Below are 16,349 nucleotides of genomic sequence, written 5' to 3' on the forward strand. Positions count from 1 at the left end.
GGCACGGCTACAGCCGACGGAGCCCGTCTTCGGTCATCGGGTTGGGGATTTCGAAATCGACTTCATCGATCCGCCCCAGCGTCTCTTCGGTCAAGATTAAATCGCGGGCCTCGAGCGATTCGTTGAGCTGTTCGACCGAGGTGGCGCCGATGATGGTCGAGGCGACAAAATCGTGTTGACGACTCCAAGCGACCGCCAAGGCGGTGACGCTGACGCCGATGCTCTTGGCAATCTCCATCAACCGATCGGTGGTTTCCAGCGTGCGGTCGTTGACGAACCGTTTTGCCATCCGCTTTTGACGTTCTCCGTCGCCGGTCAGGTAGTCGGTAAAGCGAGCTCCCGGTGGCGGACCGTCCTGGTACTTGCCCGTCAGCACGCCCCCGCCCAGCGGCGAATAGGGCAACAGCGAAATGCCTTCGCGGCGACAGACCTGCGCCAGTTCACTCTCACAGCGACGATTGATCAGGCTGAAATTATTTTGCACGGTTTCGTAGCGGTCGACGTCACAGACGTCCGCCGCCCAACACGCCTTCATCATGCCCCAGCAGGTCTCGTTGCTGGCACCGATCGCACGCACCTTGCCCTCGTCACGCAGTTCCGTCAGCACCCCCAACACCTCCTCGTACGGCATGCCGTGGTCGGGCCAGTGGGTCTGGTACAGATCGATGTAGTCCGTGCCGAGTCGACGGAGTGAATCTTCGCAGGCCTGGACGATTTGAGTGCGATCCAGTGCGGTCTTTCCGTGGCGGACCGGGGGCTTGAACCAGCCGTGACCGGGGCCGGTCACTTTGGTCGCGACGATCACCGATTCGCGCGGCTTTGTCTTCAACCAACGGCCCACGATTTGTTCGGTCACCCCGACACGCTCGGCCGAGGGCGGAACGGGATAAATTTCGGCGGCATCAAAAAAATCGATCCCGGCGTCAAAGGCGGTGTCGCATATGCGATGACTGAGCGCTTCGTCGCACTGAAGCCCAAATGTCATCGTGCCCATACAAATGTCGCTGACGACGATTCCACTGCGTCCAAGTCTACGTTGCTGCATCGAAGTGCTCTCGGGAAAAAAACTCAACTCATCCAAGCGGCTATTCTTTTAACACGTTTGCCGGCGATCCCCAACCAGTGGCCGTTATGCGTGGCTTTACGTGCGAATGCCCGGCGATCGTCTACGCAAACCTCGTTTGGAATGTCGGCCCTGGATTTCAGCAGAGGACGGCAGAATGAGAAGGCGGCGGAGATGGGGCAAAAAGATAGGAGGGAATGACGCGGGCAGAATGATACGGGGCAGAATGATAGTGTGCCGGAGAGGGGGCAAAACGATGGGGGCAAAACGATGGAGATGAATCGTCGGAACTCGATTGCACCGCATCGCGGTTCCGCTATCTCATCATTCTGCCCCATTGTTTTGCCCCCATCGTTTTGCCCCTCACCACTCCCGCACCCGTTCCACTTCATATTGCCGGTGCGGTTCGTCGTTGCCAGGTTTTCGGATGCGAAACCCCGGACGTTTCATGAAAGCTTCCTGCACCTGTTCGGCATGATTCAGGTCGGCCGGTCCCGCATGGGCGTACAGCAGGTAGCGGAGAACCAGAGGGCTGTCGTCCGTGACTTCGATCGCCGTTTTCATTCCCGGTGCTGCTCCCATCCAGCCGTCCTGACGCACATGCCAGTGGGTCGGGTACCCAGGGTTGTCGGGGTGGTCGAAGTAGCTAATCCCTTCTTCGACAACCCTTCGTTCCTGCGGCCCGGCAACGGCGATCGGCCCGGAATAGTCCATCCATCGCGACCGTTGTTCGTGAAGTTTCGGTTCCCCTTGCACGCCGGCATCGTTGGTCAATCGTCCGCCGCCGAAGTAGGCCGAAAGGCTGGCGGCAACGCGGACGGCCAAGACGCCGAAATTCGTTTGCTCCAGCGTCACTTTCTGTCGGCCTTCACCCGGGCGAAACGTCAACTGAAACTCGACCGCGTGTTCTCCTGCACTCGCGTCATTGTCGATCGGCATCAGTGCGACGACGACATCCTGCTGCATCCGCTCGGCGCCATCTCCGTCGATCCACACCAAGTGCGTCGCCATGACGGCTTCCTCATCGCCATCGCGATAGCGGTACCAATGGGTCTGTCGAATCTTCGTTCCCGCCCCATCACCCCAGAAATTGATGCCGTCGACTTTGTGATGGGCAAACCACACCGATCGGTGATGGTCATGGTTCTGGGCGCCCGGGTGCCCCATCCGCGTCAACGTTTCGCCGGACGGTCCGTTGAAGGGATAAAAAAACGGACGCGGGTACTGATCGCCGTAATGCCAACGCAACTTCTCTTGGCCATCGATCCGCAACGACACTTCATGGTTGGCCAACGGCACGATCTCGCATCGAGGCGGCCGATACTGCTGGGCGATCCCGGCACGTGCAACACAGAAAAGCGTCAGAAGGACCGGCAGCCAAAGACGGAAACCGGTTGTCGTCGAGTTGTGGTTCATGGTGAGTTAACGTTCATCATTGATGGTTTGCAAGCCACTTCCAGTCGCACACCGCATACAGCCCAAGCAAAAGCGGTATCGAGGACTGCGGTGACGATTCGGAAGCGATGTCCTGCCGAACATCATAGCGTTTGACCAACCGTGTCGCAGACTTGGTGGATGCTCGACGGATCATCCAACCAGGGAGGAAAACGCGATGCAGTCGTTTCGAGTCGGCAAGGGAATTCAGGTGGAAGTTTGCAGGGCCAACAACCGTGCCGAATGGACCCCGTACACGACGACCAGGACGAACACGTTTGACGAACCGGTCAGCCGCACCCGCTCGACCGTCGTCTTCCGCAGTGGACGCTGGTTGCTGCGGGTCAAGCCGCACCACGTCGAAATGTTCAATGGGCTGCGGTGGCTGCGACTGAAGTGACCGGATACCGATCGCGAACTCCCCGGCAACGTGGTCGTGCAGTTTTCAAAGTATCCCTCCCAGGGAACCGTGAAATGTATTGCTGATTCATGACGATGCGTCCCCTCACCCCCGGCCTGGCCTGATGAAAATCAACGGAACTTGGAAGGTTGGGTAGGTTCGGGGACGTTCAACGATTCTGCTGGATCCCTCGATTGCAAATTGCAAATTGTTCATTGCAAATTTGAAATTTGCCGGGAATCGTCGCTCAAATCATTTTGCATTTTGCAGTGTTCATTTTGCAATTTGCAATCATTGTCTGTTCGCCAGTATCAGACGCCACTCAATTTTCATCAGGCCACCCCCGGCTCCTCTCCCCCGGAAAACCTGACTCGCTGAAGCTCGCCAGGTTTTCCGGGGGAGAGGGGAGCGAGAATCATCAATATCGTCTTGCAACGAAATGAGTCTACCAACCTTTGTCTGCCAACATTGTGTTGATCGCAAGGGGATTGGTCGGCAATAAACTTCAGGCGGTGCGTGACGGATGGAATGCACAGCATGCCCTACACGGCATCCACACCGACGATGTCCTGCAAATGCGAGATGCCATCCCGCTTCAACATTTTCAACAATCCGCGATTGATCCGCCGGACGACACCGGGGCCTTGGTAGATCAAGGCCGTCAACAATTGGACCAGCGACGCCCCTGAGCGCAGTTTGCGGCAGGCGTCCTCGGCACTGCGGACTCCACCGGCCGCGATGATTTGATAGCGTTGTCGATCCATGCGTCGGTACAGATTCGCGATCCTCAGGTCCATCCAATCGACCGTCGGCGGTCCCGAAATCGCGCCGGGCCAATCTTTCCAAACTTCACGCGGTGTCGACAGCCCGGTCCTGCGGCTCGGTGACAGGTTGAACATGAACCCTCGCACCGATTCGAACGGATCAACGGTTTCCAACATCCGATCGATCGCGGCGTCGTCCCAGTCGGGCGATAATTTCAAGAAGCATGGCACGTCGATCGGAATCGACGCCAACCGGTCCAGAAGCTCTCGCAGATGCCCCGGCTGGTCAAAGAACGCTCGTCCATCCTGTGTGTTCGGGCAACTTAAGTTCAACATGAAGTACGACGCGTGACCCTTCAGCGTCCGCGCCGAAGTCACGTAGTCCTCCAGGATCTCGTCGGCGCTGGCGGCAGGCGCACCGACGCCGTGATTGGTGTTGACCAGATTGATCCCCAGCGGCACCTTGATCGGCTGTCGCGCCAGGTGATTCGCAACCTCGGTGGCACCGTCATTGGGCAACCCGTAGTGCACACAGATCGCTTCGTCCGCTGGCAGACGCCAAAGCCGTGGGGCCGGGTTTCCGGTCGACGGCAACGCGGAAACCGAGCCGATTTCGACGTGAGAGAAACCCAACGACGCCATCATTCGGATCGCGCGTCCGGACTTGTCGTAGCCCGCGGCCAATCCCAGTGGATTGGTGAAGCGGATGCCTGCCACCTCGATGTTCAGCCTGGGATCGGACACACGATGCAACCTTGATGACAAACGCATCAATCCGGGAACACGCGATGCGTGGTCTCCCCAAGCGATCGCCTGGTCGTGTGCCCATTCCGGATCCATGCGAAACAGCATCGGGCGTACAATACGATGGTAGAACATAAAACGTGGGATAGGCTTCCAGCCTGTCATTGTCACCGACGTGGGATAGGCTTCCAGCCTGTCATTCTATCCGCCCCAACCCTTTTCCTGCATCACCGACGATGATTCACTCTTTGCGTCAGAAAATGATCTGCTCGTTCGGGTTAATCCCGATCGTTTTGTCCATTGTATCTCCGATCCAAGCGGAACCCCCAACGCCGCAGACGGTCGACTTCGGAATCTATCAAGATTGCCCGCTGCTGGAGAATGATTCGACGCGAGTGGTGTTTTGTCCTCAAGTCGGAGGTCGCGTGTTGGAGTATGCGCTGCGTGGTCAAAACGCACTGTTCGTTTCTCGGTATGAATTGACCGGCGAGGAATCCGAAATCGGCGGCACCGCTCCTTCGGCCGGCCGGTTCGATATCGGTCCAGAGAAGATTGCCGCGAAACGGACCGGGTCATTTTTCGGCGAGTGGACGACGGAACGAACGGGACCGTTGTCGCTGGTGATGGTCAGCAAGCCGGGAAAGCAAACGGGGGTCACGTTGAAGCGTGAATTCACCCTTGACCGAAATTCTTCGCGTCTGGTTTGCGTTCAAACAATCATCAACGTTTGCGACCGAACGGTCCAGCACTGTCACTGGAGTCGCACGTTCGCAAACCAAGCAGGCATCGTGTTGATCCCTCTGGAAGGGTTTCCCCGTTTTCCGAATCGATACGTCCGTTACGACGGCGGTGGGCTTCGCATGGCGCCCCAAGACGAAAACATCCGGATTCGTGACGGCTTTTTGGAGATCATCGGACCACCGTCGTCACCGAAGCTGGGGATGGACAGCTATGCCGGTTGGCTGGCACATCAGCAGCCAACCGGATTGCTATTCATCAAACAGTTTCCGACCTACCCAGATCGAAACTACTGTGAACTGGCCGGACTGACAATTTCGACCTGGACCCCTGCCACCGGTCACACGGTCGAACTGGAACCGATCGGTCCGACCGAAACATTGCGGCCGGGCGAGTCGGCATCGTTCACCGAGGTCTGGTCGTTGCACGAGAATCCGTCCCCCGAATCGGGCGCGTCATTGGATCTTACACGAATCCGAGCGATTCACGACGCGTTGCCGGAAACCCCAGCGGTCGGCCCGCAATCGTAGACAAGCTCACCAACCCGCACCGGCGTTCCCATCGGCCCCTTCCAACAGAGATTCATCGGGCGCGCGGATATCGCTGTTGGGCAACCCATCGGGGTACTCTTGCTTGATCTTGGTGATGGCGGCGGTCGCCACGGACAAGTGCTGTTTCTTGGTTTCGTCATAGAATGTCTTGGCCGCTCCGGGCAGCTTCGGCTGTCCGTGCAGCGGTTTGTCGCTGACGCAAAGCAACGTGGCGTTGGGGATGCGATAGCGGAATCCGTTTGCCGCAACGGTCGCCGATTCCATGTCGACGGCGATGCTGCGGCTGACCCGCAAGTGTTCCAGCGCCGTCCGCAAGGAAAGCTCCCAATTGCGATCGGCCGTCGTGTACACCGCGCCGATCCGGTATGGCAATTCGGCCGCGTCGAGCGCGCTGGCCAGCGCGCGATTGAGTAGAAAACTTGGCGTGATCGGGACCGACGGGGGCAAGGATTCGTCCAGCAAGTGGTCGGCCCGCATGTACCCCGATGCCAACACAAAGTCCCCGATCTCCTGGTGGTTTCGAACACCGGCACAATGCCCCACCATCATCATCGCGTCGGGACGGAGCACGGCCAGGTGATCGGTCAGATTCTTGGCGTTGGACGGTCCGACGCCAATGTTGACGATACTGATGCCTCGGTTGTCGTCTTCGCGATGATGCAGCGTCGGCATTTGAACGTCGTCACGGTTGGATCGCTCGGCATCAGGAAACTGTCGGATGAAGGCCGCGATGTGCATGTTGTAATTGGTCAACAGCACGTAACGCTGAAAATCTTCGGCGTTTGTCCCCGTGTAGTGTTCCAGCCGCTTGATCGAAAGCTCACTGCGTTCGGGGCCGAACAAGAACACTTTTTTGCGAGTCAAATCGAAATCGGTTTCGTCGATCATCTCCAACAGTTGCGGAGAACTCAGGTCCACCCGCGGGCGTGACCGCGTGATCGTGATTTCGGCCCCGCGCCGAGCCAGTTTTAAGAGCTCGCGTCGCAAGTACCATCGATAGGCTCTCGGTCGAGCGATCTTGCCGGATAATTCCGGGTTGTGCTTGGACCAGTGCCGGTACACCGTCAACTTGGAATAGAATCCGTCGGCATAGATCTCTTCCATCCGCTCGCATGCGGCGGAGATTTGTTCACAAAGTCCCTGTTCGGAGGCATCCGGATTGATTTGAAAGGTTTCGTGCATGGCGACCATTGTGATCGATCGCCGATCGGCAGGCTAGCTGTCTCGCCGTTCATCCACGTCGCAACGCTCGATGCGAGCGTGGAAACGCCGCAGATCTACCGTTTGGTGAAATTCGCCCCACGGCTGGCAAGGCGTACCCACGGATAAGGAGCAGTGTGAGATCCGCGGGAATGCCGGATGCCGGACGCTGCCCACACGAGCGGGCGAACGTGAGTACATTAAGAGGCGTGTGTGAACGACACCTCCCATCCAGCCAAAGCAACCCCATGAAAGTTTCACTGCACGCCGCCGCGCTCGTTTTCCTGGCGTTGATGTCCGTCACCGCTTCGGCCCAGCAGCCTTGGATCATCGACCCGCACACACACTTCAAGGGCCACGAGCAGATCGAACTGGAGAGCCGGACGGTCAAACGCGAGCCGAAGAATACGCTCGGTCAGGTCCTCGTCCCCGAAGACTATCGCGAACTGGCCGATCGGCTGGGCATCCAGTCGACGTTGGCAGTCGAGGCCGTCGATCAGGACCAGCCCCAATTCAACGACTGGTTGCTTGATCAGGCCAAGTCGGACCTGGTTTGTGGTTACATCGCGCGCGGGGATTTGTCATCCGACGATTTTCAAACGCACCATCGGCGCTACAAGCAATCGGGATACTTGAATGGGTATCGATTTCGGATGGATGAACTCGCCGGCTACCTTCAAAACGAAACCGCGCGAAAGCACCTTGCAATGCTCGAAAGCGAGGGCATGGTCGTCGACCTGTTGATCGAACCGGCCCATACGGATGATGTCGCCGAATTGGCCCAGGCCTTTCCGCGGCTGAAGATCGTGATCAACCATTGCTTTCGCGCGAAACTGATTGACGGCGACGTCAGCGACCCGTGGAAACAAGCCGTCCAACGTTGCGCAAAGTTCGACAACGTCTACATGAAAATCTCCAGCATCCTCAATTTTGCCGGCACCAAACCCTTCGTCGAGACAGCCCCAACGGACCTGCAGACGTATCTTCCGGTGCTGGAACCCTGCTTTGCCGCATTCGGCGAAGACCGCGTGATTTTTGCGACCAATTGGGGCGTCAGCACGCACTTCGGCAGCGTCGATGACGTGGTCAGGATCGTCCAGGAGTTTCTCGCGACGAAAGGCGACGCGGCGGTCAAGAAAGGCATGCGAGACAACGCGATCCGCATTTATGGGATCAACATGAAATACTTGCGGTGACCTTGTCGTCGCGACCCTCGGTGCGAGCGCGGAAAACCCCGGGGATCCAGCTTGTCGTAGCTACGCTCGCCAGAGCGTGGCCCCCCCGGGATCCACCTTCTGGCGAAGGTCGCTACGGACCGGCGATTCACTCCGCCGCTGGCAACGTCCACCACCAGTAGTTCAAGTGCTGCTCATGCTCAGACAATAACGACACGTCGATCGGCTCCGGGGGCGTGACATCGGTGGGCAGTTGCGGGTCAAAACCCCAGACTTCGGCGCGGCCGTCGACCACGCGGTATCCGAACGGGCTGCCACCGACGGGATCGATGGGGCCGAAATCGATGCCCAAATCCGCGGAGGTCAACTCGTCCAAGTCGCCCGGCCAGTCACCGTTGCGTTTTTCGTACAGCCGCAAGCCGACGCCGATCTTTGCGATTCGGTTCTCCATGGCCGAGCGTGCAAAGGCTTTGCCGACGGCGCCCAGCGCCGGGACGGTCAGACTGGTCAACACGGTTTCCAATCGCCTGAGCCAGCCGGCCTGGGCGAGCTGTTGGCTGAACTGCGAATCGAGTGCCGTCGTCTGCGTGAAAAACTCGGCCAGCTCCTCCGTGGCGATGGATTCCGCCTGGGCCATCACGTCGAGTGATGCGAGCGCGTCGATGGGCCGCCGGCTGAACCCACCAGTCGGCACCCGCAGATCATCGCCGATGCGCTGCAGATCGTCGAACACCGGTTGCGACATCGCTCGCTCGCCCGCGATCGCCAGCCGGTATCGCGATCCGAAATCGTCCAAGGCACGCAATTGCTCGAAGATCGCTTTTAATTGTTTTTCATCAAAAAGATCCAGCTCGATGGCCATCTTCAATTGCTTCAGCGACATCCCATGGACGGCGACCACGACCAACTGCGCGATGATCAGTGGTTCTTTCTCGAGGGCACGGGCGACACCGACGCTGGCCCGAACACTCTCCAACGCCTGCTTGCGGTCATCGCGCCGGAGCGCATCTTCGAACTCCAGTTGCAGCAATCGGGCCACGCTGCGTGTCGATTGGACGTAGGGCAAAAGGGTATTGAAGGAATCCATTTCGACCCGTGTCCAGATCGGGCCCGTTCCCTCGGTGATTTCGTGAATCTCGGCGCGTAGGGCGGACCATTGGTCAAGAAACTGGCGTACCTGGTCGTTGTACCGATAGGGGTCGTTGTACCGATAGGGTTCGCCATGAACGTAATCGGCGTCACCTTCGGTCACACCGACCACCGGGACGCCACGGCATGATTCGACGAATGCCTTTGAATCGATTTCTTCCAGCACCCGCATCCAGCGGTCGGATTTTTCCTGCCCCATGGTGCGAGCGCGAAACGCCTCCATCGAGACATCATCGATCGGCAATCCTCGCGCCAGAATTTCCTCACGGCGCTCGGCGACTTCGGCGGCCGCGTTGGAACGCCGTGCGAACCACCACGTCAGCGGACCGCCACACAGCAACACCGCGAGCGAAAAAAGCACGACGAGCACAACGATGATGCGTTTATTGGTCGACGAGGATTCGGCAGAGCCGGCAGACGCCATGGGAGCAACCCTTTTTGCGAAAATTAAGGCGAGGATTTGAGTCCAGATCATTCTAGCGGCGTCCGCGTGTGTTGCAGCCTCGCCGATCGCGGTGCGTGGGGAATCCCTGAAAAGTGAATCCCTGAAAAGTGAATCCCTGAAAAGTGAATCCCTGAACAGCCAATCGCCGGATACAGTGCTCCGGCGCGCCCGCTTTTCATCTGGATTGGCCCCAGTACAAGTAGTCGGTCCGTGACGACTCGATCGCCCCCCTTTTAGCCCGCCGTCTCTGTCGGAGTCATTCCCATGTCCAGCACGATTCAAAATCAGACGAGCACGACGGTTCAATGCCTGCCCCAAGGCATCTGTTCGTGGAACTACAACCTGTCTGGAGGAACGCTCGCTGGAAAAACCGAATTGCGAGCGACCAGTGAGCAAGGGGCGCTGGTCGTCGACGGCACCGCGTTCGCGGTCGAAAAGAACGGGATTTTCAGTGGACAGTGGACTTTGAAATACGACGGAAGCGAAGTCGCCGCGGCACAAAAACGATCGGCCTTCACGCGAACCTTTGACATCGATGCACCTGGAGGTCCGCTGCTACTGGTCGCTGATTCGGGATTCAGTCGGTGCTTTGCGCTACGACAAGGCGAGGAAACCATGGCCACGATGCGGCCCGATCATCCGTTGACCCGTCGCGGCAAGATCGAGATTCTGACGTCCGACTACGACTCGCCGACCGTGCTCTTCGCGTTTTGGCTGGTCGCACTGATGTGGCGGCGCGCCGCCCAAAACAATTGATGTGGCACTGCGGAAGTGACACTCTCTCGCTTGCGCTTCAAGCTTGTATTGCGTTGTTTCATCCAACGCGTTGGCTGGGAAGCGAGGTAGGAAGATTTTGGAGGCAGGAAGATTTGCTAACCCGATCGGCTCATGCATTTCACCATTTTCTTACCTCCGAAATCTTCTTACCCCATTTCCGCAACGGCCGAAACCACGGCGGCGTGCCCAAATCGGCGGTTGCCATCGGCGGGTTTTCTCTCTGCTTTGCTGCGGCCTTGGCACGTCCGATCCGATAAAATCGATTTTCCTCCGATTTTCTGTTTGAGGTTGCTCCGTCGCGACCGGTCTAAGGGGTTGTCGCTAACCACCGAGTTTTCATGATGGATGCCGCGTTTGACAGTCTGTTTGACGATTCACGGGTCTGTCAACGCACCCCCACGCGGCGGGCATCGATGGAAAAATCGCTGACCGAATCGGAGTTTGCCCGAGCGGTCTCGGTCGGCTTGCCAAAACTGGTCGCCGTCGCCCGACGGTTGTCCGGGGACGACGAGGTTGCGGCCGAAGCGGTCCAGAACGCATTGCTGAAGGCTTCCAAATCATGGCGCAAATTCCGCGGCCAATCGCAAGTCGACACTTGGCTGACCCGAATCGTCATCCATTGTGTTCGCGATGCAATCGCCGCGCAGCGACGCGATGCCGAGAATCTTCAACCACGACCCGATGCCCCCGGCGATCGACAGAGCGAAACTCTGGTCGCACCGCAGCGTGGGCCGACACAACAAGTGCTCGACGCAGAAATTCGTTCGGTCGTGGCGACGGCCGTACGCTCGCTGCCGGATCGACAACGGGAGGTGTTCGGTTTGATGGTCTGGCAAAACATGACGGCGCGAGAAGTCGGGCAGTTGCTGGACATCACGCCGCAAACGGTCCACGCCAATCTGCACGCCGCGCGAAAGCGACTTCGCCAGCTGTTAGGGGACTTCGTTGACGACCAGCGGGAATGATAACGATGAACCCAGATGAATTCGACCGACTGATCCGACGCAGCGATCCGGCAACCAACGCTCGGCGATCCGATTCCACCGATCCGTTGTTGCGTGAGAGCGAGCAACAGTGGGCAACGTTGGCGACGCGGCGTGTCGTCGTGCGACGACGTTTGACGTTGTCATTGGCGGCGCTGGGGCTGTTTGTGATCCTGGGTGGAACGCTGCGGTGGATGGCGATCAAGTCGACGACGACCAGCCCTCGCCTCGCCGCGGTCGACCCTCCGGCAAACGAGAGGGTTGCTTCGTCACAGGATGCAGATGCCTCGATCGACTCGGTGCCCGCAGTTGTGAGCGAGCAGACCAATGCGGCCGAGCCTGGGCGAGTTGCCGCTAACGATCGTCCCGAACCTGCCATCCCCCCGAAACGATCGGTCCCTGACAACGACACGGAACGGCAGGACCGGCAAGCGGCCCAACAATTACCCCAGTTTGCGACGTTCATCGACCAGGCCGGCGAAGTCCACAGTGACGCGTGGCATCAATCACGCGACTTCCTGGCCCATCAAGACGCCCGATCGCAACGAGCGGTGATCGCATTGGTGCCGCAATTGGTGGATCCACAACGACGCGAAAAAGCGTTCGAATTGGTGTGCGCCGCGGCGGCCCAGTCGCAACGCATCGTTCTACGTCATTGGCTCGCCCAGCCGTCCCTCCGCACGCTGGCCTTCGATCGTTTGGCCGCCGGCGCGTCGCTGCAGCAAACGACCGAGCTGCTGTCGTTGGCGTTGACCGATGCCGAACGGACGCAGCTTTGTCGAAACCTGGCCGTTGCGCCGGAACCGGATGCTGCGGACGTGTTGTTGAATCTGGCTCACGACCCGATCTGGAGGTCCTCAGTCGGCGCGGCCGCTCGGGAATTGCATCCGTCGCACATTCAGTCACTGATCCTGCGGATGCGGGGACGTGACGTCCCGATGCGGACGGCCGCCGCCTTCGTCTTGGCCTCGGTGCCCGGCAATCAACTCGACCACGTGCTCGCGTCGATGGTGCTCCGCGGACGGTTTCAACAACCCGCCTATCTGGCGCTGCTATCGCGAAACACGCCGCAGGCGAAAGCCTTTCTGGCCCAAGCCGCCACCCGCCGCGATCTCACCGCGGCGCTCGTTTCGGCTCGTGTTCACTTTGCAACCATTCAACCCATCCTTCAACAGTGGATCGCAAACTCCAAAGGACTCCATCATGAACAATCCGATACTTCACCGCAGCAACGACCGAAATTTTTGGCCGGGCGGCACGATGATCGCCGTCGTTGTGCTGGCTTGCCTGACGCTGGGTCCCCGGTCGGCTGAGGCCCAGGGCAACGTCGATCAACCGGCGCCGGACTTTGTCACCAAGGTCTACAACATCGCCGACCTCTTGGATGCGCCCAGCATGCTCCAAGGCGACGCGCAGCAATCCGAAACGACCGTTGGCGGCGGCGGGATGGGGTTTGGTGGTGCCGATGGGATGGGGGCGGAAATGGGAGGCGGAATGTTTCGAATCCCAGAAAATATCCTACCGCAGTTGGCGGGCGGCGGGATGGGGGGCGGCGGCATGGGAGGCTTTATGGGTGGCGGAGGCGGCGTCAGCCCGCATCGTTTGCCCAGTCGGATGACCCGCGAAGCACTGGAACACCTGGTGCTCGATCACCTTTCCGACGAGGACACGCGATGGCTGGAACTTGATGGCGACGGCGGCAAGCTGTCCATCGTCGCGTCGATGATGATCGTCACGCACACCCAAGCGGTGCACACACGCGTCTCCGAATTGTTGGAATTGTTACGCGTCGGCAACAATACCAGCCCGACGATTCAAGTCGACGTGAGGGTCATCGAGGTGGCGTCGGACCAGTCGGTATCCGATCTGACCAAGGACCAACCAGCGCTCGAAAAACTGGCCGAGGATTCCTCCGCCGCCCGATTGTCACTCCGCTGCGACAACCACCGTGTCGCCACCGTTTCCTCCGGATTGCGTCGAAGCTATGTGGTTTCGCTGACCCCGGTGGTGGGTTCCAACGGAACGATCGACGTCATGACCGGCAATCAGACCGCGTACCGGCCGGAGACGTATTCGCCGCTGCTGGGGTTGTTCGGCAGGATCAAGCCGGAGGTCGATGCCGAAGGCAAGAGCGGGCGGATCCACCTGGGCATCCAGCTCGCCTCGGGCCCCGAAGAAGTCGTCGCGGCGACGTTCGGAACGGGGCAATCGATCGACCGCGTGGAGCTTGAAACCGCCCAACTGGCGACCTCCATCGCCACGGCCGCGAACAACTGGACCCTGGCCGGCAGCGTCGCCGTCACCAACCCGACCTCCAGCATCACCTCCGGAGAGGCACTGCCGCACCTGGCCGTCCTGGTCCGCTGGCAAGCGGTGGATTGAGGTGCGAGGCTGCCTCAAAGTTAGTCCGATTCAGGGCCGCCGATGCTAGGCTTTGTCCCCCAAGTCGTAGCGGAAGCCGCCAAGGCTTTCGACTCGCAACAATCCACTCGGGAAAAGCCGAAATTCTTGGCGAATTACGATACTACATACAACGCTTCAAAGCCTAGCCCGACGCGTGAGCGAGGGGCCACACCGTGAGCAAGGGGCCACTCACCGCCCCTCGCTTGCGCTTTGCGTCTGGCAAGGACATTTAGATTTCGGGCCGTTGCTTCAATCCACAAGCTGTCCGCAAGTTTTGCTACCTTGATGAAGAAACCTGCTTGTTGCGGCGGACATTGCGAACCATCCCCCCCGAGACTCGATCGATGATCATTGGCGTTCCCAAGGAAGTGAAATCAGATGAATACCGCGTTTCGATGTTGCCCGTCGGCGTGGAGGAGTTGGTCGGCCGCGGGCATCGAGTGATCGTTGAGTCCTCGGCGGGGCTCGGATCGGGTTTGCCCGACCATGAATACCTTCGCGCCGGCGCGGAATTGGCCGCCACCGGTGCGGATGTCTTCGGTCAAGCCGACTTGATCGTGAAGGTCAAGGAACCGCAGCCGGAGGAATACGAGCTGATTCGTCCGGGACAATTGCTGTTCACCTATTTTCACCTTGCCGCCAGCCGGGACCTGACCGATGCGATGGTCGACTCCGGCGCGACGTGCTTTGCGTATGAAACGCTGCGTGACGCCAAAGGCCGCTTGCCGTTGTTGACTCCGATGAGTGAAGTGGCAGGGCGGATGAGTATCCAGCAGGGCGCCAAGTACTTGGAGCGTCCTCAGATGGGCCGCGGAATCTTGCTCGGCGGCGTCCCCGGTGTCCCCCCGGCGCACATCACGATCCTGGGCGGCGGGATCGTCGGTTCCAACGCGGCCAAGATTGCTGCGGGTTTTCAAGCCGACGTGGCGATCTTGGACGTCGACTTGGACCGCCTGCGTTACCTGGACGACATCATGCCCGCCAACGTCAACACGCTGTACAGTGATCGTCACACCATCTTGGAACAAATCCAGCGAGCGGATTTGGTCATCGGTTCCGTTTTGATTCCCGGCGCAAAAGCTCCGCAACTGGTGCGCAAAGAAGACTTGAAACTGATGAAGCCGGGCAGCGTGGTGATCGACGTCGCGGTGGATCAAGGCGGATGCATCGAAACCAGCCATCCGACCACACACAGCAATCCGACGTACATCATCGATGATGTCGTGCACTACTGTGTCGCCAACATGCCCGGCGCGGTCGGCCGCACCAGCACCTTCGCACTTTGCAACGCGACCATGCCTTGGGTGATCCGGCTGGCCGAAATGGGCGGGCAAGCGGCGATCGACGCTGCCGGTCCCTTGCGCGAGGCGGTCAACGTTCACCAGAGCCAGATCACCAACGAAGCCGTCGCCAACGCGTTTGCGATCCCCTACTCCGCCGTCTAACAGGATGGCGTCCACTCCAGTGGACGAGTCGGCAACAAGTACAAACCGGAGGGCGATTGCCCGTACCGCGTTGCCGAGCCCACGTTCGTTCGCACGCTACCACGGTCGCCGTTCTGCTCTTTGGCACACTTGCCTGACGTATTGGCACACCGCACGCCTGCCGGAACAGACGCGAATTCCCTTTCGTCGGCGTCCTTTCCGCCAACGCAAGTGCAGGAATGCCCACTCGAAAGCGGCTACCTGAGCAAAAGCAGCTGCATCTTGCCAAGAAGCCGGTGCCGATGATGTTCTGGTATAGGTTTTGCACCTCTGTTGGTCTCCACAGTCGATCCCGTCAATTCATTTTGGCGATGCACTTAACCGCTGGCTCGATCACATCGATTCAAGAGGTGATGAAATGCCGTATGTTCATCTTGTCAGGATCGAAGGTGGCACGACCTACCGCCGTGCGGGAGGCGTCACTCACGAGGGTGGAAGCGAAGATCCTGAGTACCAGGCGTTGTTGTACTTTTATATTCGCGGCGAATGTCCTCCGGCCGACGACTATCCGCTCAGCTGGGAAACGTGCGCCCAGGCGGGCTTCTACCGACTGGGGACGGGCCGTGGTGAATTGCGAGGCGCTTATCACGGCCGGGTCGGATCGACGACGGTGGAGCTTTACAACATCCAGGAGTCGGGGCACTGGCTCGCGGTCGAATTGGGCGGGCTGGCGGCGCACCAGGAATACGAGATCTGCGGTAGCCCCGATTCGCGTTGGTACGGCTACCGGCGATTCTTTGTGCCCGAGGATGCTCCGTCGGATTGGACCGCTACCGGGACCGGCTTGGTCCACCGAGCCATCGTTCCACAGTTCCTGGGACCGGTGCGATGGCGGATGAGGGCGACTCGGTAGACTTTCCGAACACCAAACGCGGTGGTTGACTTTTGGGCACGGCGCTGAAGTCGAAATCGCTGACGAAACGTTACAGCCGTGCCCTCGCGCGATGGGACCAATAGGACGCAGAGGACCGATAAGTCGGACGTGTCGGATTGGGAGCATTGCACGATCGTCGCCCCCATCGTTGGTTATCCGATTGAG

14 protein-coding genes are annotated in these 16,349 nt (G+C 59.3%); 9 read left to right on the plus strand and 5 right to left on the minus strand.

The window, feature by feature from the left end:
* Positions 1–7: 7 nt before the first annotated feature.
* Both H1B37_RS14085 and H1B37_RS14090 read right to left on the minus strand, forming a co-directional pair.
* Positions 8–1,045: an aldo/keto reductase gene (locus tag H1B37_RS14085; RefSeq protein WP_182867297.1), complete on the minus strand. Its 1,038-nt coding sequence runs from the start codon at positions 1,043–1,045 to the stop codon at positions 8–10.
* Between the two features lie 381 nt (positions 1,046–1,426).
* Positions 1,427–2,479, minus strand: a complete 1,053-nt coding sequence (locus H1B37_RS14090; protein ID WP_182867298.1) for a DUF6807 domain-containing protein — start codon at positions 2,477–2,479, stop codon at positions 1,427–1,429.
* 196 nt (positions 2,480–2,675) lie between these two features.
* On the opposite strand from H1B37_RS14090, the gene H1B37_RS14095 reads away from it, so the two are divergent.
* On the plus strand, positions 2,676–2,897 hold the full coding sequence (locus tag H1B37_RS14095) for a hypothetical protein (RefSeq protein ID WP_182867299.1): 222 nt from the start codon (positions 2,676–2,678) through the stop codon (positions 2,895–2,897).
* 542 nt (positions 2,898–3,439) lie between these two features.
* On the opposite strand, the gene H1B37_RS14100 is transcribed toward H1B37_RS14095, so the two are convergent.
* Positions 3,440–4,570, minus strand: a complete 1,131-nt coding sequence (locus H1B37_RS14100) for a quinone-dependent dihydroorotate dehydrogenase (RefSeq protein WP_353620840.1) — start codon at positions 4,568–4,570, stop codon at positions 3,440–3,442.
* 128 nt (positions 4,571–4,698) lie between these two features.
* Here H1B37_RS14100 and H1B37_RS14105 point away from each other — a divergent pair, with 128 nt between their 5' ends.
* Positions 4,699–5,673: a hypothetical protein gene (locus H1B37_RS14105; RefSeq protein WP_182867301.1), complete on the plus strand. Its 975-nt coding sequence runs from the start codon at positions 4,699–4,701 to the stop codon at positions 5,671–5,673.
* A gap of 6 nt (positions 5,674–5,679) precedes the next feature.
* Here the strand turns inward: H1B37_RS14105 and H1B37_RS14110 are convergent, their stop codons facing one another.
* A complete protein-coding gene (locus H1B37_RS14110; protein WP_182867302.1) occupies positions 5,680–6,876 on the minus strand; it encodes a phosphorylase family protein in 1,197 nt (398 codons plus the stop codon).
* 266 nt (positions 6,877–7,142) lie between these two features.
* Here H1B37_RS14110 and H1B37_RS14115 point away from each other — a divergent pair, with 266 nt between their 5' ends.
* Positions 7,143–8,090, plus strand: coding sequence for an amidohydrolase family protein (locus H1B37_RS14115; protein ID WP_182867303.1), 948 nt, complete (start codon positions 7,143–7,145; stop codon positions 8,088–8,090).
* A gap of 127 nt (positions 8,091–8,217) precedes the next feature.
* Here H1B37_RS14115 and H1B37_RS14120 read toward each other — a convergent pair whose 3' ends face one another.
* On the minus strand, positions 8,218–9,642 hold the full coding sequence (locus tag H1B37_RS14120) for a hypothetical protein (RefSeq protein WP_182867304.1): 1,425 nt from the start codon (positions 9,640–9,642) through the stop codon (positions 8,218–8,220).
* Between the two features lie 285 nt (positions 9,643–9,927).
* Between H1B37_RS14120 and H1B37_RS14125 the strand changes: the two genes are divergently transcribed.
* The 6 genes from H1B37_RS14125 to H1B37_RS14150 all read left to right on the plus strand — a co-directional run bounded on the left by H1B37_RS14125 (position 9,928) and on the right by H1B37_RS14150 (position 16,163).
* On the plus strand, positions 9,928–10,419 hold the full coding sequence (locus H1B37_RS14125; protein ID WP_182867305.1) for a hypothetical protein: 492 nt from the start codon (positions 9,928–9,930) through the stop codon (positions 10,417–10,419).
* Between the two features lie 359 nt (positions 10,420–10,778).
* Complete coding sequence (locus H1B37_RS14130) at positions 10,779–11,405, plus strand: RNA polymerase sigma factor (protein ID WP_182867306.1); 627 nt, start codon at positions 10,779–10,781, stop codon at positions 11,403–11,405.
* Positions 11,406–11,410: 5 nt separating this feature from the next.
* Positions 11,411–12,736 (plus strand): hypothetical protein, encoded by a 1,326-nt coding sequence (locus H1B37_RS14135; RefSeq protein ID WP_182867307.1) that lies wholly within the window; start codon positions 11,411–11,413, stop codon positions 12,734–12,736.
* A complete protein-coding gene (locus H1B37_RS33830; RefSeq protein ID WP_286177746.1) occupies positions 12,684–13,805 on the plus strand; it encodes a hypothetical protein in 1,122 nt (373 codons plus the stop codon). Before H1B37_RS14135 ends, H1B37_RS33830 begins: the two co-directional genes overlap by 53 nt.
* Before the next feature lie 365 nt (positions 13,806–14,170).
* On the plus strand, positions 14,171–15,271 hold the full coding sequence (gene ald, locus H1B37_RS14145) for an alanine dehydrogenase (RefSeq protein ID WP_182867308.1): 1,101 nt from the start codon (positions 14,171–14,173) through the stop codon (positions 15,269–15,271).
* Positions 15,272–15,668: 397 nt separating this feature from the next.
* Entirely contained in the window at positions 15,669–16,163 is a 495-nt protein-coding gene (locus H1B37_RS14150) for a hypothetical protein (RefSeq protein ID WP_182867309.1), read from the plus strand.
* Positions 16,164–16,349: the final 186 nt, after the last annotated feature.

This window comes from Stieleria mannarensis, assembly GCF_014154935.1.
Taxonomy (GTDB): Bacteria; Planctomycetota; Planctomycetia; order Pirellulales; family Pirellulaceae; genus Stieleria; species Stieleria mannarensis.